This window comes from Vibrio sp. QJM3NY_15 (assembly GCF_057785995.1).
In genome coordinates this window covers 1,001,584-1,024,978 of the sequence record NZ_CM173518.1, presented here as the reverse complement: position 1 = coordinate 1,024,978, position 23,395 = coordinate 1,001,584, and the positions used below count along the sequence as shown (strand labels likewise).

The following is a 23,395-nucleotide window of genomic DNA, read 5'->3' as shown; positions in this document are numbered from 1 at the left end:
CCTGTCATTCCTAACTCAGAGTGTCTCGCCTCCAATGGAGTGTTACTAAAATAAGCAGAGCTGACCTAAATGAGTTCGATTAATTCAAGCGCTCACCTCATCAAGCTAGTGACCTAATTTTTGTTGCTCCAATTGGTTTGGCTAAAGTCTAAAGACACACCGCTAGGCGCTGGTGACGATGCACTATCTGAGCTTTGAGCCGTACCCGTTTGGGACGCTGCGTGTTGCTCTGGAGAATATTGTTGGTTGTGCTCTGGGTTGGAGTTCGGGGCTTTCATCTCGAAACTCATTTCAACATCGCTGCCTTGTACATTCGACTCGTCAATTTCCTCTTCTTCAGTAACCTCTTTCACCTTTTTAGGGATCGGGATGTTACGTTTGTAGAGTTTATTCAACGCCTTAATAACCGAGTGTTTGGTGACGGCTTCTTGAGTCAATTTGGTCATGATTGGTTTAGTGAGAGCCTGCAGCCCTACGACAGCATCAACCCCAAGTTCACCCCCAACTTTATCCCTCAACTGTTTTGCTTCTGAATAACCAAAATGAGCGGACAAAAACAACCAAATATAGGCAATCGCATTACCGTGTTCACCATGGTCAATCCAAGCTTCACCGGCTCTAAACATGGCTTCTGCACTGTTCTTTTCCGCGGCAGTCTCAAAACAGTAAACAGCCTCACCATGATTGGGCTCCACACCCACACCATTCAAATAACTCAAACCTAGTTTGATTTTTCCGTCTAAGTTGTTTTTATCTGCGGCCTTTTGGTACCACTCGAATGAGCTTTCGGCTGAGTAATCTGGGTTTTCTTTGTCTAGACACCACTCACCCATAAACAGCATCGCTTCGGTATTTCCGCCCGTCGCTGACTCTTCAATGTAGGTATAACCCTTGGGAATGTTCTTATCGGTTCCGCGGCCAAAAACGAGCGCTTTACCCATCTCAAACTTCGCGCCCATATCATTATCTAAAGCGGAGATAGCGAGCTGCCAAAAGTTGGCTTTTTCTCTTAAAATTAGGTCTTCTTTGCGCTTCATACTCATGCGTACAATGCCGTACATACCGGTGACATTATCTAAATGCGCGGCTTTGTCGTACCAATATAGGGCTTCTTTAATATTGTTACGTTCAGCCTCTTTCGCCAAATATAGAATCGATGGAACATGTCCAGTTTCGGCTTTGAAGTTACGCTCTTTTTGCTCTTGGATGCGTGCTTTTTCAATCGCCTTTCGGTAAGCGACAGCACGAGCTTTACGTTCTTGTTCCACTCGCTGCTTTCTTAACGACAAAGAAACCAGCCATACGGCCACAAGTATTAACGAAAGAGCCGTCGCACCAATTGCGATTCCCATTGTACTCATAAAATATTTTAACCTAACTCGGCAGATACAAGACTCGACGTTGAGAGTGTGTTCTACCCATAGTGAATGTTATGTTTCGAATTACAGGGAAAAGTGCAGTTACTTACACGTTCCGCCTTAAAATGAACTTAGTTCAGTATCTCAGGATTACATTGCGATAAGAAGCCTAGGGGGTTCAATCCGTATGCAGTCCATAGACGATGTGATCTTGCTTCAATATAGATAAATTATGAAGACTGCTTTTCATCAGAAAAGCCCTAAAGCTTGGTGACGCACTTGATGTTTTTCCATCAATAGTTTCGTACAGCTCTAGTTCAAATGGCATACAGAAATAGCTTTATACCTAGGTCAATTGACCGTATATGTAAGCCAACTCGGCAACCGTCTTCGCCGAAAACTTCTTCATCAAGCTCGCTCGGTGTACTTCCACCGTTCTCATGGCAATACATAATTCATCGGCAATTTTCTGATTACGTTTGCCATCTATGATCTGCTTTAGTATGTCTATTTCACGTTCAGTTAACGACGCATACGCTTGGCGATACACATTCATATGTAAGTGCTTTTCAGAAGCCTCTAGCCCTTGCTTGATTGCCGTAGCCAATTCGCTGCCTTTAACCGGTTTTTGAAAGAAGTTCACTGCGCCCGCTTGTAAGGCTTCTACCGCCATTGGCACATCGCCGTGACCCGTCAGATAAATCACCGACAATGGGCTCTGCGCTTTCACCATCAATTCATGAACTTGTTGCCCTCTCATTTCAGGCATTCGGCTGTCTAACACCACGCACCCAGCAGCACTCAAATCCACTGAATCCAGAAAGCTTGGGCCATCGTCATAGGCCGACACCGTGAAATCATGCTCTTCCAATAGGAACACCAATGAGTCACGCATCGACTCATCGTCATCAACCACATAGACCGGTAACGTTTGATGAAGTTCAGACATAACAAGATTCCTTATGAATCATTTGAAAGAGAAAAAGGTAACGTCACTGCAGCGTGACAGCCATGAGGAGTCAATGATTTGATGGCCATTTGGCCACTGTGGTCTTCAATCACGTCTTGGCAAATCGCAAGCCCTAAACCCAAGCCATTTTCTTTGCTACTCACAAAGGCTTGAGTGACTTGTTGTTCGGTGAAATCTAAACCCGTGCCGTTATCGATAACCGACAGCATCATTTTATCCGGTTGATACTCGGTAATCACTTTAATTGTTGGTGGCTCGCTGTTTTTGTTATCAATATCAGACGCAGCGCTTTGTTCGCGGTGTTGTTGTGCGTTACACGCGTCAGTAGCATTGTTGATCAGGTTTACAATCACTTGCTGCAATCCCACAGGATCGACATGCAGTTGGATTGGCTTACCTACAGCGTGGCGCTCAATGGTTATCTTGTGTTTCTGTAATCGAAATTGCAGCAACTCAATGGTGTCTGTGAGTAACTGCTCGATGTCCGTCTGAGACTTATCTGATGAGCGTTTCTTTATCATGTTTCTTAAGCGTTGAATGATCGCATCAGCACGATCCACTTGAGACTGAATCTTCTCAAACACAGGTTCAATATCGGTCAATGGTTTGTTCTTCGAAATCCGTAATAAGCCGCCTTCGCTGTAGTTGCGAATGGCCGCCAAAGGTTGATTGATCTCGTGTGCCAAGCTGCTTCCCAGTTCACCAACCACCGCGATACGTTGCGAATGTTCCAGCTGTTCACTCTTGCTTTTCAGCTTATGTAGCGTCGCTTCTAACTGTTTTTTACTGCGGCTGAATTTGTACTCTAACCAGAAGTGGTAAGCATTCAGTAACACGACAAAAATAAAGAACGCCCAAGCCCACTGTTGATTGTATTTAAGCCAGATTAACGCTTCCTTCCACCAAGGTTGTTGCAGTGGGTGCATGTCGAGTTGTTGATAAAGCTTGTCGATTGACAGCAAGCTTGTCGGTGACGTCCAACCCGAGGCATTCGCTGCAATCGCTGGTGCACTACTCTTTGGCATTGAAAACAGCACCTGACTCATCTGCTTAGCTAATGCCGAAGAGGCTCGCTCTGTTTTGGCAAACGACCAGTTGGAATACAGAGGCGTAGACACTTGGCATCGAAAACCTTCAGGCGCTTGATTACCAATAACGCGATACTGACCCGCCACCAGCAAGCCTTCACTGATCATGCTCTCGACCAAACAAGCTGGCACCACAGCCGCTTCAATGTGCCCTTCTCGCAGTTGGTACAAGCTGGCATCGATAGGGAAACCTAAGAACTGCGTATTGGAAAAAAAGTGGTTGGGATTAAGCCCTTCTTGCATCACTTGATAACGCATTGTTAAGTAACCACCAAATGCATTTTCCGAGACCGCTGCAATCGGCTTACCACTGAGTTGTTCGAAAGAGATATAGGGCGACATTCTTCTTACCACTAAAGCAGAACCAATGCTGCGGGTATTGTTAGAACTTGGCTCTTCGAAGTTATGACTGGTCATGGTCGCCATCCAAGAGAGCGCATACTGTCGTCCTAAGCGAACCGCCTGACCAGGGTTAGTAATAACAAAATCGACCGTGACCCCTTTCACCGCTTCGGCCATCTCTTCCAAGTTGAAAGGCTTGAGGACAAACTGCTTGCCCGGAATACGCTCAGACAGCCAATCCATCGTAGGCTGCCAACGCTGCTGCGCCGCAAGTTTACCTCGGGTCGCCAACACGCCAACCTCAATAATCTGATCGGGTTCATTTGTGTTTTGGTTTTGGTTTGGGCTTAGGCTTGGGGCTGCTATCGCTTGTTCAGATTGAGCCGCGAAACACGCACCCGCGGTTAGGCTTAACCAGCAAAGGCTAACGACTGTCATTAGGTTTAGAACGGTCACTGAAATCTCTTTCTCCAAGCAGATTGTTTATTCAATTTATTCTCGAGTCATTTCACTTTTTCTTGAAGCTGACGACATGTTCAACGCTTAACTCACCCTTTAGAGCGCTTGAGATAAGCCTCTAAAACAAAGCATAACAGCTAGATAGCGAAAACCACATTTGTTCTAGATCAACTTTGATCTGGGTATGTGGAAATCCACAATACCCCGTGTGCGGTCAAAAACTGACAATGAGCCTAACAGATCGAATACCCATTTATAGGTACCTCTATGGACTCATTGAAAAGACGGTTTCTCAGCCAATTCGGCAAAGTTTCCGCCGGTGCTGCGCTCATTCCCATTACCGGAATCAACACCGCAGTCGCGAGCACAGCCATTCGCAATAACAACCAGCCTGACCGCAAAGGCGAAGTAGGCAAACGCTACGCGATGGCGATTGATTTACGTAAGTGCGTTGGCTGTCAGGCATGCACTGTTGGCTGCAGCGTTGAAAACCAAGCGCCAATCGGCCAGTTCAGAACCACCGTAAAACAGTATGAAGTATCCCTTGATGATGGTTCGACTGCTCAACAAGACGTGAAATCATTCATGTTACCTCGCCTATGTAATCACTGTGACAACGCACCCTGCATCAAGGTTTGTCCTGTTCAAGCGACCTTCCAGCGTGAAGATGGGATAGTGATGGTCGACAACGAACGCTGCGTAGCCTGTGCTTACTGTGTTCAAGCTTGTCCTTACGATGCTCGTTTTATTAACAACGACACGCTTACCGCTGACAAATGTACCTTCTGTGCACACCGCCTTGAAGATGGGTTGCTGCCCGCTTGTGTAGAAACTTGTGTCGGTGGCGCGCGTGTCATCGGTGACCTTAAAGATCCAAACAGCGAGATCAACCGTCTGCTCAATGAAAACCAAGACGACATCAAGGTGCTTAAGCCTGAGCAGAATACCAACCCCCATGTTTTCTATATCGGCATGAACGAGCGATTCGTTAGCCACATTGAAGGCCAACCTGCGATTTATGATCCAGCCGCCATCGATAACTCATCCTCTAGCAAACAAGAATTGGCAATCGCGACACAAGGCAAACAAGGAGAGACAGCATGAATATCACTGAGGTGTTAGTCCCCGATCAAGAGATCGCTTGGCTACCGTGGGCGGTTCAATATTTCTTCTACATTGGTTCAGCTTACGCAGCGGCTATTCTGTTCTTGATTTCACTTGTATTCAAAAACTCAATCAGCCATCAATTCCGTTCTGCCCTTGTGCTTGTGATGGCCATCGGCGCGATTGTTGGGCCATTAGCATTAACCGGTGATTTACACCAACCGGGACGTGCTTGGCACTTCTACGCTCACATCACGCCTTGGTCATGGATGTCATTAGGCTCTCTATTCCTACCTTTGTTCTCTGGTCTGGCTGTTGCGACAGCTTGGGTTTACCTGCGTGATGACATCGCACAGCTTAAGGAAAGTGAAAACCCACTTCTAAAACGTTTGGCTTGGCTGACGCTAGGTCAATGGCAAATATCGTCAAAGCTGATGATTACGCTCGCTGCTGTGACGGCTATTTCGGGCCTAAGCATCGCGCTTTATACAGGCGCAGAGATAGCAATTTTGGCGAGCCGACCGCTTTGGCATCAACCGGCTTCTCCACTACTTTGGTTCACGACCGCATTCTTTGCTGCAACGGGTTTAACGCTGTTGATTTGGGCTCTGCTGCCTTCAAGCAAGCCAAGCTTAAAACCAACAGACCTAGCTCTGATACAAAGAACCATTACCTTGACAGGTGGCCTTGCCATCATTCTTACGTCGATTTGGGCATCTAACCATGGTCACTTCAATCTGTATGAGAACAACGCTTGGGGAATCAATCTAGGCATCATGACCACCAGCATTTTGCTGTGCATGATCTTAGTTCTCCCCCTACAACGCTTATCGCAAAGCAAGCTAGGAATTATCTGTGTAGCACTTGCGACCATGATTTCAGCATGGGCGGTACGTTGGGTCACCATGATGGAAGTTCAAACCATTCCACGTTTTGATGTAGGCCCATTCCCTTATGAACTGCCTATGGGGAGCGCTGGGCTACTCGGCATCGTTGGTATGTGCGGCCTTTGGTTAGCGCTTGCGTTGTTCGCTTCGGAAATCGTGTCTACTGGATCGTCAAGAACAACTGGCTCTGCGACAAAGACAGCATCTAAGCCAAACCAAAACAAACCGTCACCACTTAACCGCTCACATAGCTTGTAGTCTGAGGAATCATCATGGATAACAAACGTCGTCAATTTTTGAAAACAGGCCTTGCTGCCGGTGGTGTTGGAGCTTTTGCTGCAGGTTATGCGACAACCACAAAACACATGGTTCACGGTGCTATTGATGGCACCGCAGGTAAGAAAACCAATCACATCCATCACGGTAACTCACTCGAGACGGAATACAGTGTGGATGAGCAAGGGAAGATCTCGCCGAATCCAAACCAGCGCGTAGCGCCATCAATGTGTTTCGGTTGCTGGACACTGTGTGGCTTGCGTGTACGTATCGACAATCGCAACGACGAGATCTTGCGTATCTCAGGTAACCCTTACCACCCGCTATCAAGCGACCAACAGATCCCGTTCAAAACACCTGTAAAAGACGCCTACATTGGCTTGTCTGGTGAATCCGGTATCAATAACCGCTCGACAGCCTGTGCCCGTGGTAACGGCATGTTGGAGATTCAAAACAGCCCATACCGAATCACTCAACCGCTCAAACGCGTTGGTAAGCGTGGTGAAGGCAAGTGGGAACCAATCAGCTACGAACAACTTATCTCTGAGATCACCGAGGGTGGTGACTTATTCGGTGAAGGTGAAGTTGAAGGCTTACGATCGATTCGCGACATCGAAACACCACTTGATCCGAGTAACCCTGAGTACGGACCAAAAGCCAACCAACTGCTTGTGACCAATGCCGGTAATGAAGGCCGTGACGACATCTTGAAACGCTTTGCATTTAACAGCTACGGTACTCGTAACTTTGGTCACCACGGTTCTTACTGTGGCTACGCGTTCCGCGCAGGTTCAGGTGCGATCATGAATGATCTAGACAAATTCTCGCACTTAAAGCCCGACTTCAACAACGCAGAGTTCATTCTTTTCATCGGTATGTCTCCAGCTCAAGCAGGTAACCCGTTTAAGCGCCAAGCAAGGCAACTAGCAGAAGCTCGTACCAATGGGAAACTGAGCTACACCATAGTGACTCCAAGTCTTCCTGCTGGATCTTCAAGCCTTGCAGCAGGCGATCGCAACAACTGGCTACCGATCAAACCGGGCACCGATTCAGCATTAGTATTGGGCATGATCCAATGGATCATCGAGAACCAACGCTACAATCACGACTTCTTGTCTCGCCCAAGCGCACAAGCGATGAAGAAAGCAGGCACCACACACTGGTGTAATGCATCTCACCTCGTGATCAGTGACGAAACACACCCACAAAACGGGCGCATGCTTCGTGCATCGGATATGGGTTTGCTAGAAACGGGTGAGCCACTATCTGACGATGATGGATTTATCGCACTAGATGTGACAACGTCACTGGTATCATCACATATTCAGGTGAATGAAGCGGCTCTGTTCGTCGATCAAGACGTAGAAATCGATGGTCAAACCGTTCGTGTTAAGTCTTCTCTACAAAGATTGAAGGAAGAAGCCTTCAAATATGACCTTGCTTACTACAGTGAACAGTGTGAAATCCCACAAGACCAGATTATTGCACTGGCGAAACGCTTCACCAGCTACGGAACGAAAGCAGTTGTTGATACTCACGGTGGCAACATGCACACCAACGGCTTCTACAACTCGTTCTCTATCCTAATGCTGAACGCGCTGATCGGTAACATCAATGCAAAAGGCGGGGCGATGGCGAAAGCAGGCGGCTACCCAACTTCTGTTGCAGGTCCACGTTACGACTTTACCAAGTTCAAGGGTAAGACTAAGCCGCAAGGTGTGTTCTTGTCTCGCAGCAAATTCCCATACCACAAGACCAGCGAATACAAACGTCGTGTTGCGGCCGGTGAATCACCTTACCCAACACGCGCGCCGTGGTACCCAATCTCAGCGCCGCTTTTAACCGAGCATTTATCAGCGGCCATTGATGGCTATCCTTACCGCGCAAAAGCGTGGATCAACCACATGGCAAATCCACTTTATGGCGTTCCAGGCTTAGATAACTTGCTAGGTGAGAAGCTTAAAGATCCAAAACAGCTTGGCTTGATCGTCTCTATCGATGCCTTCATCAATGAAACAACAGCATTATCGGATTACCTCGTGCCAGACACAGTGACCTACGAAAGTTGGGGCATGACCACACCGTGGCATGGTGTTGCAACTAAAGCGATCACTGCTCGCTGGCCGATTGTTGAGCCTAAAACCTCACGCACTCAAGATGGGCGCGCCATCAACTTAGAGAACTTCTTTATTGATGTGGCGAAAACACTTGGCTTAGGCGGCTTTGGCGATAACGTAATTAGAGACAACCAAGGTAACTGGCACGGCATCCATAGTGCGGAAGATTTCTACCTACGCTCTGCGGCTAATCTAGCGTTCGTTAAAGGCGGCGTGCCGAATGTGAACGCCGAAGATATCGTTTGGTCTGGTCTAGAGCGCCTAGTGCCTGTGATGAACAAAACGCTTAAGCCAGAAGAGATGCTCAAAGTGGCGTACATCTTTGCGCGTGGCGGTCGTTTCGAAGACGCAACCAATGCCTACACCAATGAAACCATGAAATACAAATGGACCAAACCTTTGGCTATATGGAATGAAAAGCTGGGTACCTCTCGCAACACCATCAGCGGCGAGCAGTACATGGGTTGCCCAACATGGTATCCACAAAAATTGGCAGACGGCACGCCATTGGCAGAGCAGTTCCCGACCAAAGAGTGGCCATTTACTCTGACCAACTTTAAATCCAACATTCACAGTGCAGTATCTAACTTGTCACCACGTTTGGAGTCTATCAAAGGCGTGAACCCAGTTTACATTCACCCGCAAGACGCCTCTTCTGCTGGCATCAAAACAGGCGACGTATTTGCCATTGAAACACCGAGTTCAACCACACACGCGTTGGCGATGGTGATTGATGGCATCAAACAAGGCACATTGGGCTTTGAACACGGCTTTGGACACAAAGAGCTCGGTGAACGTGCACACTGGATTGGTGACACACAACAACCAGTGAAGATGAAGTCGAACGATGGCGTTAACATCAATGATATAGGCTTGATTGACCCGACGAGAGAAGGCAAAGGCGTGATGTTAGATTGGGTTGTGGGAGCAGCAGCAAGACAAGCACTTCCGGCTAAGATCTACAAAGTCTAATCAGTGATCCAACATATATCCCTAGTCATTTCTGAATAGGGACACAACAGAGCAACTTCGCCATTCGAGGTTGCTCTGTTTTTTAGCAGCCAATACATCGACAGCATTCAATTCGCAACATTCAACCCAACCCGCAACAAACACTCCTCACTTCTCTTTTCTTCTCTTCACCACAACTTTTTAAGCCCGCATCTATAAAGCAGCTATGCTTATACAATCGGTGCCATAAAAGAGCCTTAACAAGCAGTTACACCGAGGCGAACATGGCAGTTCCCTTGCATTTCGTAAACAGCGATTGGATTAGCCTGACGGAATTCACATCAATACCATTATGGTGGTTGAGGTTATTAATGTGAGACCCACCTCAAATTCAAAGTGAATTAATGTGGAAATCCACAATAGCGCGAACAATCAATTATGTCGAAAATGCGTGCACTACAACCAATAGCGACGCCTCATGACTAAGCTGAAAATTAAAACTCAAACATTAACGCTTTGTATCGCTGCTCTAGGAAGCCTTTCTTTATCTGGTTTTGCACAAGCAGCGCCTAATCCAATGCCAGAAGCTGCAGAAACCTGTAGTGGCTGCCACCAAGCTGACGGTAAAGGCATGCCCAACATTGCCCCTATGCTAGCAGGGCTCAATGCTGACTACCTTGAACATCAACTGGTTCTATTCTCTAGTGGTGAGCGTCAAAGCGCGATCATGAAGGGCATGGCGGATGGTGTGTCTGATCCTACCGTTCGTCGTGAAGTAGCAGAGTACTTTGCTTCACTACCTTCATACGAATTCAGCGATTTAGAACAGCGCGGCTCACAGGCTGATATTGATAACCCCTACCGTAAGCTTGTATTCCAAGGCGATTGGGACAGAAACATTCCTGCGTGTGCAACCTGCCACGGCCCAAGTGGTATGGGCGTAGACAAATTCCCACGCCTAGCAAGCCAACATGCCGACTACATTCAAACTCAGCTCAACGCTTGGAAAAACGGCACTCGTAAGGGTGATGATTTGAACATGATGGGAAATATCGCCGGTAAGTTAACTGACGATGAAATCAAAAACCTGTCTTACTACTTCGCATCTTTCCGATACTAAAGGGCTCGTATGAAAACATTACTTCTAATTACCGCAACCCTTGCCTCTGGAATCGCTTATGCCGAAGCAGAGTTGCCTGATCGTCAAACCGAACTGCCAGCAGTTGAGAAACCTCAAGATAACAAATATCTGGTGCCACGAGGCTTGGTTGATATCCCTGCCGGGGAATTTGGTGACAAAGTCAAACTGGGCTACTCGCTGTTTGTCGATTCTCAGCAGATGCGTGGGACGTTCGTAGGCAATGAACAAAACTGTGTAAACTGCCACATGCAAGCGGGCATGAAGGCAAATGCAGCACCTCTTTGGGGAGCGTACATGGCTTACCCTGCTTACCGTAAGAAAAACGACAAGGTAAACAGCTACGCGGAACGTATCCAAGGTTGTTTTACCTATTCAATGAATGGCTTACCACCAGCAGTAGGCTCAAAAGAGATGGTCGCGCTCACGGCCTACTCATACTGGTTGGCGATGGGTGGCATCTTAGATAAAAACGGCATGCAAGACACACCCGTTCCTGAGATCAGCGATGCGGATTTACAAGTCGGCGGTAAAGCGGAAAGCTTCCCTCTTCCTGAAGAGCTGCTAAGCAAATACCCAATTGATGATCGCAGCAAGTTGGCAGGCCGTGGCTATCCTAAGATTGATAATCCTGAACAAGAACCTTCGATAGCGCGTGGTGAGAAGGTTTATCAAACCAGCTGCCAAACCTGTCATGGTCAAAATGGCGAAGGCATTAAAGGGGCGGATGGTCGCTCATACCTACCACCACTTTGGGGCGAAAACTCATTCAACTGGGGCGCAGGTATGCACCGCGTGAACACCGCCGCCTACTTCATCTATGAAAACATGCCGCTTGGAAAGAGCCAACAGCTTTCAATTCAGGATGCATGGGATGTGGCCGCTTTTGTGAACAGTCATGAACGCCCACAAGACCCACGATACAAGGGTGATATTGCAGGCAATGCTAAGCGTTACCACAACCACCAAGGTTACTATGGTAAAGAAGTCGACGGTGATGTGTTGGGTTCCAAAGCGTACCCAAGTGGCAAGGAAGCGGTTCACGAGCACTGATCTCGAATCATGAGCCTCTCTTTTCGAGAGTAAGAACCGCTCACGCCAGCTATCGCTAAGCTTTACATTGTAAATCAGTGTTCGCCGGAAAAATAAAAAGGAGCCAGGTCATGTGACGATCTGGCTCCTTTTTTGTGTTTAAACTTTTAGAAAGACAACTAACCTTGCTGCATCTTTTCCCAAATGGTCGGAGAGCCAATATAGTCTTGAACCGTAGTAATGAACTCTTTAACCAGTTTGGTCTGCTTACGGTGCGGATACACAGCGTAGATTGCGGTATCAATCGTAGAGATCGGATAATCCGGCAGTAAAGTGACCAAGCCAAGTTCTTTCATTGAGGCATACAGGTTTGATTGATCAAGGAAGCCATAACCTAGACCATCTTTCACACAAGACACCATAGTACGAACATCACTGACCTTATAGTTGCCACGAATCGTTAGGCTTTGGAAAGTGTTGCCATGCGGCTCTTCACTGATACGCAGATGATCGACCGTCATATCGCCATTGGTATAAATTACAGCGGGTAACGCGAGCAAATCTTGTGGTGTCTTCGGCTCACCATGCTGCTTCACAAAGTCGTTCGAGGCGACCAACATAAAGTTACTGTCGGCAATCTTCTTGGCAATCAAGTTCGATTCGACAAGCTTACTGAAGCGAAACGCGATATCAAACTGCCCAGCAATGATGTTGGCGATCTTATCATCTAGTGAAAGTACAATCTGAACATCAGGGTACTTTCTCATGAACTGAGTGATGATAGGTTGCAGATATTGCTGACCAAAGTAGATCGGTGAAGTAATTCGCAGCACGCCTTTGGGTTCTGACTGGTATGAATCAGCAATGCCTTGGATCTGATTGATAGTATCTTTCAGCACATAGGTTTGCGCGAGAATATCTTCCCCTGCCGACGTCAACGAGAACGAACGCGTAGAACGGTTGAGCAACTGAACACCTAAATCTTGCTCGAGTTTTTTTATCTGTTTAGAGAGTGATGAGTTGTCCATATCATGCAAGGTTGCCGCTTTGGTAAACGACCCTTGTTGAACCACATCTAAGAACAATAACAACTGATTAGTATTTGGCACTGCGCCTCTCCTGAAATAAAACTCGACTAACGTTCATCTTTGGGTGTATCCATCACAACCATGGTCGTAATGGATTGAACCTGAGCACATTCCCCAAGCACATCTGCATGAAACTTCTTATAGCCCGGTAGATCTTTGGTTTCTACCCTTAGCAAGTACTCGTTGGCACCAGTAATGTTATGGCACTCCACCACCTCTTTTTCCATGCTGACGTGTTGTTCAAACTCTAGCTGAGCCGCTTTGCTGTGGCTCGATAAACCAATCGAAACGTAAGCAATAAAGCCAACGCCCATCAGGCTATTATCCAGAACCGCGCGGTAACCTTGAATGATTCCTTTACGCTCGAGATCTTGTACTCGCCTTAAGGTCGCTGAAGCCGACAAACCAATCCGTTCAGAAAGCTCAATATTGGAGATTCTGCCGTCCAATTTAAGCTCTTGCAATATCCTTTCGTCAAATCTATCCATAAGTACTTATTATTGTGCATTTAGTGATAATAGAGGAAATAAAAGCACATAATTGCCTCACTTTCCACCTACTATGTTTCTCAACACGTGAAAGTCATGACCGGTCAGTCACTTCGTTCATTTTACTGCTGGAGAATCACAATGCCTTTAGAACAACTTAGCGCACTTGCCTTGTTTGCGTTTGTCTCGACCTTCACACCAGGTCCAAATAACATCATGCTCATGACATCAGGAGCAAATGTTGGCTTTGCCCGTACTATTCCGCACATGCTGGGCATTGCTCTGGGGTTTGCAGCCATGTTGCTACTGGTTGGCTTCGGCTTAATGGGGATTTTTAACGCCTATCCGGTCTCTCACCAAATCTTGAAATACCTGAGTCTTGCCTACCTCGTGTACCTTGCGATTAAGATAGCATTGAGCGGTAAAGCGAAAAGTACTGAGGCTTTTAAACCAATGACCTTCATCGGCGCTGCCAGTTTTCAGTGGGTGAACCCGAAAGGTTGGTCGATGGCGCTGACTGCGATTTCAGTTTATAGCAGTGGCAGTTCATGGTGGGAACTTGCGATCATCGCAGCGATCTTCACGCTAGCCAACTTGCCGTCAGTGACATTCTGGACAGCAGCAGGCAAGCAACTGCAACACTGGCTAACAACGCCAATTCGCATCAAAAGCTTCAACTACGGTATGGCGGGCTTACTTCTAGCCTCAACGATTCCGATGTTGTAAGCAGATAGTTTCCCTATGATGGTTAGTAAGTGATTACTGGCCATCAATTTCATTACAAGTATCCAATAATCTCGCTAAGCCAACGCCCAAATATCGCCTGCCCGCTCGGGGTTAGCGTCCATAAAAATGCTGCTACATTGATTACCACAGTCAGCCAATAAATCGCCCTAAACGGCTGCTTTTGCGTTTTGTGGCGTAGCTTATCTTGAGCGATCAACGCCCCTAACCAGCCACCAGCAACAGAAAAAATATGCAAAGTTTTCTCTGGCACGCGCCAATTGCCATTGATCGCCGCTCTCTTGTCCTTCGCGTATACAACAAACGTCGCTGCTCCAATAACTAAATACCACGCCAACAACACTTTAGAACTTTCAACAAACAACACAGACACGGCCACCAGAACCAGATAAGTGATAACGATTTGAATAGATGAAGACAACATCAACTCCTTTTGGGTAACAGCTCACATACTGTAGCAATTACGCCCTGTAGATTTTGATAAGGATGAGTAAGGCATATTGTAATTCGGTTAGCCTGCAAAGAATAAACAGCCCTTTCATCCCTACATAACATGATGGAAGTTAAAGGAATTATAAATATGTACAACCAAAAGTACGCCATCTACCAAGTTTTTACGCGTTTATTTGGCAATAAAAACACCCAACATGTTCCATGGGGCACAATCGAGCAAAATGGCGTCGGTAAGTTCAGTGATTTTACCGACAAAGCACTGTCTGAAATTCAAAAGATCGGAATGACTCACATTTGGTATACCGGGGTGCCACATCACGCCGTCATCAATGATTACAAGCACATCGGGATTTCAGACGATCACCCTAGCGTAGTTAAGGGACGCGCAGGCTCGCCTTATGCGGTTAAAGATTACTACTCAGTCAATCCTGACCTCGCCAACAATCCTGAACATCGGTTAGAAGAGTTTGAAGCGTTAATTAAAAGAAGCCACGACAACGGCTTGAAGGTGATCATCGATATCGTACCGAATCACGTTGCGCGTCACTATAAAGGCTTAAACAATCCACAAGGCGTCTGTGACTTTGGTGCTCAAGATGACACAACGCAGGAATACCACAGAGACAATAACTTCTACTACATCCCCAACAGTACCTTTGAACTGCCAGATATCGAGCCAGCATTTACCCCACTTGGTGGTGAGCAGCACCCAAATCTAAGTTCTCCGTTTATCGAAAAGCCCGCCAAATGGACGGGTAACGGCTCACGTTTAGCCAAGCCTAGTTTCGATGATTGGTATGAAACGGTGAAAATCAATTATGGCGTGCAACCAGACGGTTCAAAAGACTTCCCTGAACTACCGAGTGACTATGCTCAACGAGATTACCGAGAGCATCATCATTTTTGGGAATCGGTCGATGTGCCTAGCTCTTGGATTAAGTTCCGAGATATCGCACTATTCTGGTTAGAAAAAGGCGTTGATGGGTTCCGATACGACATGGCTGAAATGGTTCCTGTCGAGTTTTGGAGTTACCTCAACTCATCAATAAAGATGAAAAATCCCAGTGCCTTTTTGATGGCAGAGGTTTATCAACCGAACTTATATCGCGACTATATCCGCTTAGGAAAAATGGACTACCTCTATGACAAGGTTGACCTGTACGACGGCCTCAAAGCTATCATGCAAGGCAAAGCTTCAACAGCAATCATTCCTGAGATTCAGCATCAAATGATGGATATTGAACACCACATGCTGCACTTCTTGGATAACCATGATGAACAGCGTATCGCGTCTCCTGAGTTTGTAGGTGACCCGAATATCGCGAAACCAGCAATGCTCGTCAGCGCGTTATTGAGCAGTTCTCCAACCATGATCTACTTCGGGCAAGAAGTCGGAGAACCCGGTGCAGAGAATGCAGGGTTTGGACAGCCCTCACGCACTTCTATATTCGATTACATCGGAGTCCCACAACATCAAAAATGGATGAATCATGGTGCCTTCGATGGCGAATTATTAGACGAAAACGAAAAGCAACTACGTCACTTCTATCAAAAGGTAATGAACTTTTCGCTTGAGCATTCTTCAATGACAGGTGAATACCGAGACTTACACCAGTGCAATAACTTGAGTGATTCAGTCTACGCATTCCTTCGCTATGATGACCAAGAGCTCACTATTTCTGCCGCAAATTTCAGCCGACACGCCACTGAGAGTATTCACTTGAAGGTCCCAAATGATGTCATCCAAAAGCTTAAAATAACGGATGGCCATTACTTGCTAGATGAACATATTGAGGGCGTTCACCAACAAGTATTCAACGTTGAAAATAGCATCGGCAATTTTAATATCGAATTAAAACCGCTCGCATCTTTGGTTTGGGTATTATCGTTAGATGAATAACCTATCGATCAATATTAGTTACCGAACAACTATTAACTTACTAATTGATAATTAACTTAATTCCCAAGTTAAATTAACAACCTCTCAATTCGATACCTTCCTCACATTAATAAGGATGAGCTCTCATCCTTATTATCTACTCCTAGCTTCTACGCCTTAGGTTATTAATATCGAACATATGAGCTATTGATCCAATTAATTTCACTTAAACCAAATACAAAGCGTGATACTGACACTAGGTTTCCTATTTTTACGTATTAAAAATAACTTTACATATAGCCATCACAAATAGTTGGCCATCATTCGGACTAGGATATTCATCTTCATAAAAAGTGAAATATGGATATCAAACGTGAACAACATAAATATTAATAAGAACATCACTCTACAACGCACCTTCGACTTTACAAAAAAGAGAAGCTTCAGACGGTCAACGCTAGCCAAAGCGATTCTACCTCTCTTCACCGCCACCCTTGTCGCAGGCTGTGGCAGCGATAACAACAGCGACACGGATGCTGGCAACAGTGGCTTATACAAAGCAGGCGAAAACGAAGTCGTTGTGTATTACAAACGTGATGTTGCAGCTGCAAGCACTTCGGGTTCTACTTACGACGGCTGGGGGCTTCACCTATGGAATGGCGAAGGCTGTACTAGCACGGACTTAGTAGCCATGGGTTTAAGCGAAACGGGTACTAACTGGGAAGCACCTTACGAATTTGATGGTATCAGTGATACCTACGGCGCTTACTATGTGTTGAAAGTCGATCCAGATGCTTCTGACCCACATAAATGCATGAATTTCATCTTACACAATGGCGACGAAAAAGCGTTTGGTAGTGCCAATTCTAAAATAGATCTAACCAAGCTTGGCGATTCACAGGGCGTATTCGGGTTCCATGGCAGCAGCGAGTTGTATTACGACCCAATTTCAGAGCGTCCCGTCAATATCGATGGCCAAAAAGCGCATTGGTTGGACGCAGAGACAATCGCTTGGGAAGCCGCTGGTAACGCCGATTCGGTGAAACTGTTCTACGCACTCGATAACAGCATCACAATGAACGACGACAAAGAGATCGTGGGCGGTACTGCAATTGAACTAAGCAAAGATGGGGAATTGTCTTCTGAATTGAAAGAGCGTTTCCGCCACCTTGCAAGCTTACCCGCCCTTGCTATCGACGTTGACGACAACACATTACGCACCATCTTAAAATCTCAGATAATTTTTGTTGCCTATAATGCCAATGGCGATGTTATCTCTTCAACTGAGGTTCAAAAGCCAGGTGTGCTTGATGCGGTATTTGCTAGCGAAGATGCTGGTAATGCAATGGGTGAAGAACTAGGCGCGATTGTTGAAGGCAGTGCCGCTACCTTCAAACTTTGGGCACCAACAGCGCAAGATGTAGAACTCGTCCTATACAGCGAAGATCTGAAAAATTCACAAGTGTTTCCAATGACGGAGAGCACTGAGACAGGTATTTGGGCGACTGATGCTGTGTCTAATGCAGTCAACAGTTACTACCGTTACCAAGTAAAGGTCTACCATCCAACCACAGGTAACATTGAAACTCGCCTAGTAACCGACCCTTACTCACTCAGTTTGTCAAAAAACTCTGCATACTCTCAAGTTATCGACCTTAATGATGCTGCATTAATGCCTGAAGGTTGGGTTGGATATAAGCGCCCAACGGTAGAGAAAGACGAAGATCACGTACTCTACGAATCACACCTGCGTGACTTTAGCTTCAGCGATAAGCTCGGCACAAAAAGCCTAAACGGCAAGTACCTCGCTCTCACAGAAGCAGACCGTGAGTCGGTCAAGCACCTACAAGCTTTGAAAGATGCAGGTTTAACGACGCTGCATATCTTACCGGCATTTGATATCGCTACCGTCGATGAAGATGAAGCGAGCCGTGTCGATATTACTGACACCGTTGGTAAGCTATGTGATGTAAAACCTGCTGCCGCTTTGTGTGGAAACGAAGACGAAAATAAGGTCATCGAAGATGTACTCGATAGTTATGATCCTTCAACAGGCGATGCGCAAGCGCTAATGAACGACCTGCGTATGCTCGACAGCTTCAACTGGGGCTATGACCCATTCCATTACACGGTTCCTGAAGGAAGTTACGCGACAGATCCAAACGGTTCTCAGCGTATTCTCGAATTCCGTCAAATGGTAAAAGCGACACACGACATGGATCTTAAACTGATCATGGACGTAGTATACAACCACACCAACGCGTCTGGTGTGAACGATAAATCAGTACTGGATAAGATTGTCCCTGGGTACTATCACCGTCTTAACGTAAACACTGGTGGCGTCGAAAACTCGACTTGTTGTGACAACACTGCGACTGAAAACCTAATGATGGGTAAGTTAATGGTCGATTCACTTAAGGTGTGGGCTGACGACTATAAAGTGGATGGTTTCCGTTTTGACTTAATGGGCCACCAGCCAAAAGACGTAATGGTCGAAGCATTGGAAGAAGTGCGCAAAATCGACCCGAATACCCTGTTCTACGGTGAAGGTTGGGACTTTGGCGAAGTAGCGGATAACGCACGCTTCGATCAAGCAAACCAAATCAACATGGCAGGCACAGAAATCGGTACCTTCTCAGACCGTTTGCGCGACGCCGTACGTGGCGGTAGCCCGTTTGATGGTGGCGTCGATTCAGAAGGCAACCACCCACTTCGCTTTAACCAAGGCTTTGGTAACGCAGCGATTGCCAACGAAGAAACAAAGTCCGACCAAGACTCTACCAACGGTCGCTTACACAACCAAGATCTTGTTCGTTTAGGGATGGCAGGTAACCTCGCAGAATACGTGCTAATTGATTACAAAGGCGACACCAAACTGGGTAAAAACGTCGATTACAACGGTGCGCCCGCTGGCTACACCAAAATGCCTTCAGAGAACATCTCTTATGTGTCGAAACACGATAACCAAACGCTTTGGGACAACAACGCTTACAAGATCGCTGCAGGTACTAGTTCTGCAGAGCGTGCTCGCATGCAGTCTGTATCGCTTTCTACCGTGATGTTAGGCCAAGGTATACCATTCATCCATATGGGTTCTGAACTGTTGCGCTCTAAGTCTATGCAGCGCGATTCTTACGATTCAGGTGACTGGTACAACCGCGTAATGTTTAATGGCACTGACAACAACTGGAATGTTGGCTTACCACGTGAAGATAAAGATGGTGCTAACTGGGATTTGATCAAAACCATCATTGCTGACAGCACTGCTAAACCAGACGCAGACGACATTGAGCTGACTAAGCAACAATTCCTAGAGCTATTGAAAATCCGTAGCTCAAGCGAACTGTTCCGCTTAGACACAGCAGACGAAGTCATGAAGCGTGTCGACTTCCGCAATGTTGGTGAGGAGCAAGTCGAAGGCCTAATCGTGATGTCTATCGATGATGGTATCTCAACAGGTAAAGACCTTGACCCAGCCAACGATGCAATTGTTGCTGTTGTAAACTCAACCAACGAGTCTCAATCATTCAAAATCACAGGAGCTACAGGTTTCGCACTGCACACAGTTCAACAAAGTTCAGCTGATGACACAGTGAAAGGCGCAAGCTTTGCCGCTGAAGCCTTCACAGTACCTGCATTAACCACCGCTGTATTTGTACAAGCTCAAGGCGATGCACAAGGTGCTGGCTTGCCGGTTGATAACTCAGACAAGGATGTGTCTAGCATCCCACCATACGGCCAAACAACCGTGTATGTTCGTGGTGATATGAATGGATGGGGCGCAAGTGATGATTGGGCGATGAGCTTTGTTGCTAATGGTGTTTATTCTGTAACAGGCAACTTAGAGGCTAATAACTATGGCTTCAAGTTTTCGGATGCAGATTGGGGAACACCTAACCTTGGCTGCAACTCTGTTGAACTGGCATCTGGATCTATAGCCCTCGAGACCGCAGATGATGGGAACTGTAAGCTTAGCGTCACTGAAGCTGGCAGCTACACATTCACTCTGAATGCGATTCACGAGTTAGATGACAATGTAGAAAAAGCGGTCGTTTCAGTAACCAAGAATTAAGCCTTAAAGCTTATGATTCTAATAAACAGATAATAAAACCAGCGCAAGCTAGCCTTTTGGGAGACGTCAGTCTCCCTTTTTTTGTCCTCAATAAACTCCAATCCCAGTGAATCACATCATTCCCTTACCTTCATTGACCAAACCATCAATGTTAAGAGGTAACGAACCTCCTGAATTCTTAGTTCTTAGTTCTTAGTTCTTAGTTCTTAGTTCTTAGTAGAAAGCATAACGACTTCGTGTGAACGTCTAATTTAAGTGTGTGTGAAATTTAGGAAGCCGAGTTTAGATTTAGGTTGGTAAATGAAATGGCGATTCGTCAATAGAGTTCGTATTCAGCTTTTTGAGAGGATTAAAATAGACGAGAGTTTTTAATCAGCAGTGAGTAAATCAAGGCCATAAATAGCCAAGAACATCCATTTATATTAGCCATTGATTATTATGTGTACGTCAGTAGTTATTTAAACCCCAAGTATTCAGTGATTGTAAATGTTATTTTTTACTTATTGCAGGCAATAAAAAAGGCCCCTAGTTAGGAGCCCTTCTCTTTATATCAATCGGTATTTACAAACTCGTCGACTACTTTTTATTAACGGCTTTTACAAATACTTCTTGCGCGCCTTCAATACCTAGTGCTTTTGCTTCATCTAATAGACTCAGAGCTTTTGGAATATTGTCTTCACTTACTGCCGTTTGAATTGCATTATGGTAGTAAGTTTGCGTCTCTGGCTGAATGGTATCTATCTTAGCAGCCGCTGGTTTAGCATTAGATTCACTGTTTGATGAACCAATTGAGAAGAAGCTCGCTTTATCGATTGTTACTTCTATCTTACCAACGTTAGCATTTGGAATCGGGATATCTTTCACTTCAGGTAAATAGTTACCACGGCCTTCCGCGTCCAAGCGAGCTGGATGGATCACATCAGTAAAACCACCAAGATCAGCTTGATCTGTATAGATAACTAAATAAACTGATTTTGCTGTTGTCGGTGGGTAAAAATCGTTCTCAGCAACGAGGCGGTTTCCCAAGTGTAGTCTTGGTTTTGCGTATTCGAAGCTCTCTTTACCATAACGCTCTAGCTCTCGACCGTTTTCGTCATAGATGACCGCATTTGGCACAAACGCTGTGTCACCGATAATGCTCGTGATATTAATCGAGTACTCACCGCGATCTGCAGGCAGTTCAACCGCTACTACAGGGCTGTTTATTCCTTGGTAATTTAATACTTGGCTATTTGGCGTCACATCAAAAATTGCCGAGCTTGGCAGCTTCATTGGGGCAAATTGAAGACCAGCAATAGAATTCACTTGTTCTGCTTGTGCCACTTGAACTTGCTCGACTACTTGCGCAGATTGGCAACCAGCTAACGCAACACAACCACTCAACATTAGAGCGCGAAAATACATAGTTCTTCCTTATTTTTATTTTTTTAAGAAATTTACTTAGTTAATTACCATAACGAAAATAATTAACCTAGGAAACCTTTTTACTAATCGTACATTCCTTAAAAAAATAGCCGACGCAAGCCGGCTATGAATTAGGACAGTTTAGGATTTTAAGCTAAGTGGCTTACCACCAAGCTTCAACTTGGATACCAACAACGAAGTCGTTGTCAGCACCTTTAGCTGTTACATCTCCGCTCGCATCTTTCACTTCGCCGAATGAATCACCTTCTAGATCCATTAGGTAGCTACCGTATACGCGGATTTCAGGACGAGCCCAGAAGCTGTCACCCATTGCCCATGCTTGAGCAACAGTAAATTTAGCGCCACCAAAGTCAACGTTGTCTACTTCACCAGCGTTATAGCCAGCTTCGAAGATAGTACGCATTGTGTCGTTCCACTTATACATTGGACGAGCCACGATAGAGTATTGGCTTGAATCATGCTTATCAACACCTAGGTCTGAACCTGCTAGGTATGCAAGTTGGTGACCCATTTCCCAAGATTCGCCTAGGTTCATTACACCCCAGTTAAGAATACGGTAACCAAAACCATCATCTTGAGCACCAGAGCGATCATAGTAAGCACCAGAGCCCCAGAAGTTAGCCATTTGAACGCCGTAACCAGCAGTACCTAGCTGAACAACTGTTTGGTTAAAACCGTTGCTCATGTTTTGGTGGATAATACCTGTTGCAAGTAGACCATCATCACCATCGTATTTGCCATTCTTGTTTTCAGTACCGAAGTTGTAAACGACACCAAGCTCTAAACTAGCATCTTCCCATAAACCGATATTCGCTAGGCGAGCATCAGCCATGTAACCAGCACCGTTCTCATCTTCGCCATCTTGAATAATTGCTAAAGAAAGTTTTTGGTTACCAACTGAAATATTTTCAATACCACCACCAGTACCTGATGTATTTAGGAAGTAGAAGTCAGTGATGTGAATATCTTTACGTTGGTAGTATGTTTTACCAGCCCAAAGAGTCGCTTCTTCATCAAAAGATAAAACGCCAGTTGCTTTAACAGCGAACTGAGCAACGTTAAAGTCACCGTCTTCCCAACCATTTGCGCCATCAGCACCAGAAGCAATCATTGACTCTAAACGCCAAGTTTGCTCACCAGTTTTAAGTTCTTCAGCCAAGCCAAACTCAGAATAGTTGTCGTTTTCATTACCTAGACGGCCAATACCATTCTTCATGAATGAAACGTCACCACCATCATTTCCGCTAATACCAGTACCAGCACGCATGTAACCATTAAAGTCAACAGCGAACGCAGAGCCAGCAGCTAATGTAGTTGCCACTGCAGCAGCAATCAAACTTACTTTTTTCATTCTTAACTCCATTAAGGACGATTTATTTTAGGTTTTTATATTTTTGCTCTCTTGCGGCAACCAAAGGCAGTAATGGCGGACGTAAGATAGAGAGGTTTAGGGTTTCCCCTGATTCGTTTCAACGGAGTCAATATTAAGAGGGGATGACAAGTTTGACTTCCTCCACCCCTCAC

The 23,395-nt window shown here is 45.8% G+C and carries 16 protein-coding genes; 8 read left to right on the top strand and 8 right to left on the bottom strand.

Annotated elements, in window-relative coordinates; all coding sequences use genetic code 11:
* Positions 1-113 precede the first annotated feature (113 nt).
* The 3 genes from AC3CKG_RS20970 to AC3CKG_RS20960 form a co-directional block, all read right to left on the bottom strand.
* On the bottom strand, positions 114-1,352 hold the full coding sequence (locus tag AC3CKG_RS20970; RefSeq protein ID WP_488529967.1) for a tetratricopeptide repeat protein: 1,239 nt from the start codon (positions 1,350-1,352) through the stop codon (positions 114-116).
* A gap of 352 nt (positions 1,353-1,704) precedes the next feature.
* A complete protein-coding gene (locus tag AC3CKG_RS20965) occupies positions 1,705-2,307 on the bottom strand; it encodes a response regulator transcription factor (RefSeq protein ID WP_488529273.1) in 603 nt (200 codons plus the stop codon).
* An 11-nt stretch (positions 2,308-2,318) separates the two neighbouring features.
* The gene (locus AC3CKG_RS20960; RefSeq protein WP_488529272.1) at positions 2,319-4,214 is read right to left on the bottom strand and encodes a sensor histidine kinase; all 1,896 of its coding nucleotides are present in this window, start codon (positions 4,212-4,214) and stop codon (positions 2,319-2,321) included.
* A gap of 270 nt (positions 4,215-4,484) precedes the next feature.
* Here AC3CKG_RS20960 and dsrO point away from each other — a divergent pair, with 270 nt between their 5' ends.
* From dsrO to AC3CKG_RS20935, 5 genes are all read left to right on the top strand, one after another.
* Entirely contained in the window at positions 4,485-5,321 is an 837-nt protein-coding gene (dsrO, locus tag AC3CKG_RS20955) for a sulfate reduction electron transfer complex DsrMKJOP subunit DsrO (RefSeq protein WP_102279811.1), read from the top strand.
* On the top strand, positions 5,318-6,466 hold the full coding sequence (gene nrfD, locus AC3CKG_RS20950; RefSeq protein ID WP_488529271.1) for an NrfD/PsrC family molybdoenzyme membrane anchor subunit: 1,149 nt from the start codon (positions 5,318-5,320) through the stop codon (positions 6,464-6,466). Before dsrO ends, nrfD begins: the two co-directional genes overlap by 4 nt.
* Before the next feature lie 14 nt (positions 6,467-6,480).
* Positions 6,481-9,573: a molybdopterin-dependent oxidoreductase gene (locus AC3CKG_RS20945; protein ID WP_372247031.1), complete on the top strand. Its 3,093-nt coding sequence runs from the start codon at positions 6,481-6,483 to the stop codon at positions 9,571-9,573.
* Positions 9,574-10,030: 457 nt separating this feature from the next.
* Complete coding sequence (locus tag AC3CKG_RS20940; RefSeq protein WP_017106530.1) at positions 10,031-10,672, top strand: c-type cytochrome; 642 nt, start codon at positions 10,031-10,033, stop codon at positions 10,670-10,672.
* 9 nt (positions 10,673-10,681) lie between these two features.
* On the top strand, positions 10,682-11,743 hold the full coding sequence (locus AC3CKG_RS20935; RefSeq protein ID WP_372247030.1) for a c-type cytochrome: 1,062 nt from the start codon (positions 10,682-10,684) through the stop codon (positions 11,741-11,743).
* Between the two features lie 158 nt (positions 11,744-11,901).
* Here AC3CKG_RS20935 and AC3CKG_RS20930 read toward each other — a convergent pair whose 3' ends face one another.
* Together AC3CKG_RS20930 and AC3CKG_RS20925 are read right to left on the bottom strand one after the other, a co-directional pair.
* Complete coding sequence (locus AC3CKG_RS20930; RefSeq protein ID WP_004732134.1) at positions 11,902-12,831, bottom strand: LysR family transcriptional regulator; 930 nt, start codon at positions 12,829-12,831, stop codon at positions 11,902-11,904.
* 26 nt (positions 12,832-12,857) lie between these two features.
* The gene (locus AC3CKG_RS20925; protein WP_102382803.1) at positions 12,858-13,298 is read right to left on the bottom strand and encodes an Lrp/AsnC family transcriptional regulator; all 441 of its coding nucleotides are present in this window, start codon (positions 13,296-13,298) and stop codon (positions 12,858-12,860) included.
* A gap of 141 nt (positions 13,299-13,439) precedes the next feature.
* Between AC3CKG_RS20925 and AC3CKG_RS20920 the strand changes: the two genes are divergently transcribed.
* Positions 13,440-14,024, top strand: a complete 585-nt coding sequence (locus tag AC3CKG_RS20920; RefSeq protein WP_102339964.1) for a LysE family translocator — start codon at positions 13,440-13,442, stop codon at positions 14,022-14,024.
* A gap of 52 nt (positions 14,025-14,076) precedes the next feature.
* On the opposite strand, the gene AC3CKG_RS20915 is transcribed toward AC3CKG_RS20920, so the two are convergent.
* Entirely contained in the window at positions 14,077-14,466 is a 390-nt protein-coding gene (locus AC3CKG_RS20915) for a DUF1294 domain-containing protein (RefSeq protein ID WP_372247028.1), read from the bottom strand.
* Positions 14,467-14,622: 156 nt separating this feature from the next.
* Here AC3CKG_RS20915 and AC3CKG_RS20910 point away from each other — a divergent pair, with 156 nt between their 5' ends.
* Both AC3CKG_RS20910 and pulA read left to right on the top strand, forming a co-directional pair.
* Positions 14,623-16,395: an alpha-amylase family protein gene (locus AC3CKG_RS20910; RefSeq protein ID WP_488529270.1), complete on the top strand. Its 1,773-nt coding sequence runs from the start codon at positions 14,623-14,625 to the stop codon at positions 16,393-16,395.
* A gap of 352 nt (positions 16,396-16,747) precedes the next feature.
* A complete protein-coding gene (pulA, locus tag AC3CKG_RS20905) occupies positions 16,748-20,446 on the top strand; it encodes a pullulanase-type alpha-1,6-glucosidase (protein WP_488529269.1) in 3,699 nt (1,232 codons plus the stop codon).
* A gap of 576 nt (positions 20,447-21,022) precedes the next feature.
* Here the strand turns inward: pulA and AC3CKG_RS20900 are convergent.
* On the bottom strand, positions 21,023-21,850 hold the full coding sequence (locus tag AC3CKG_RS20900) for a MalM family protein (RefSeq protein ID WP_192853656.1): 828 nt from the start codon (positions 21,848-21,850) through the stop codon (positions 21,023-21,025).
* 163 nt (positions 21,851-22,013) lie between these two features.
* On the bottom strand, positions 22,014-23,222 hold the full coding sequence (gene lamB / locus AC3CKG_RS20895; protein WP_102478861.1) for a maltoporin LamB: 1,209 nt from the start codon (positions 23,220-23,222) through the stop codon (positions 22,014-22,016).
* Between the last annotated feature and the right edge of the window lie 173 nt (positions 23,223-23,395).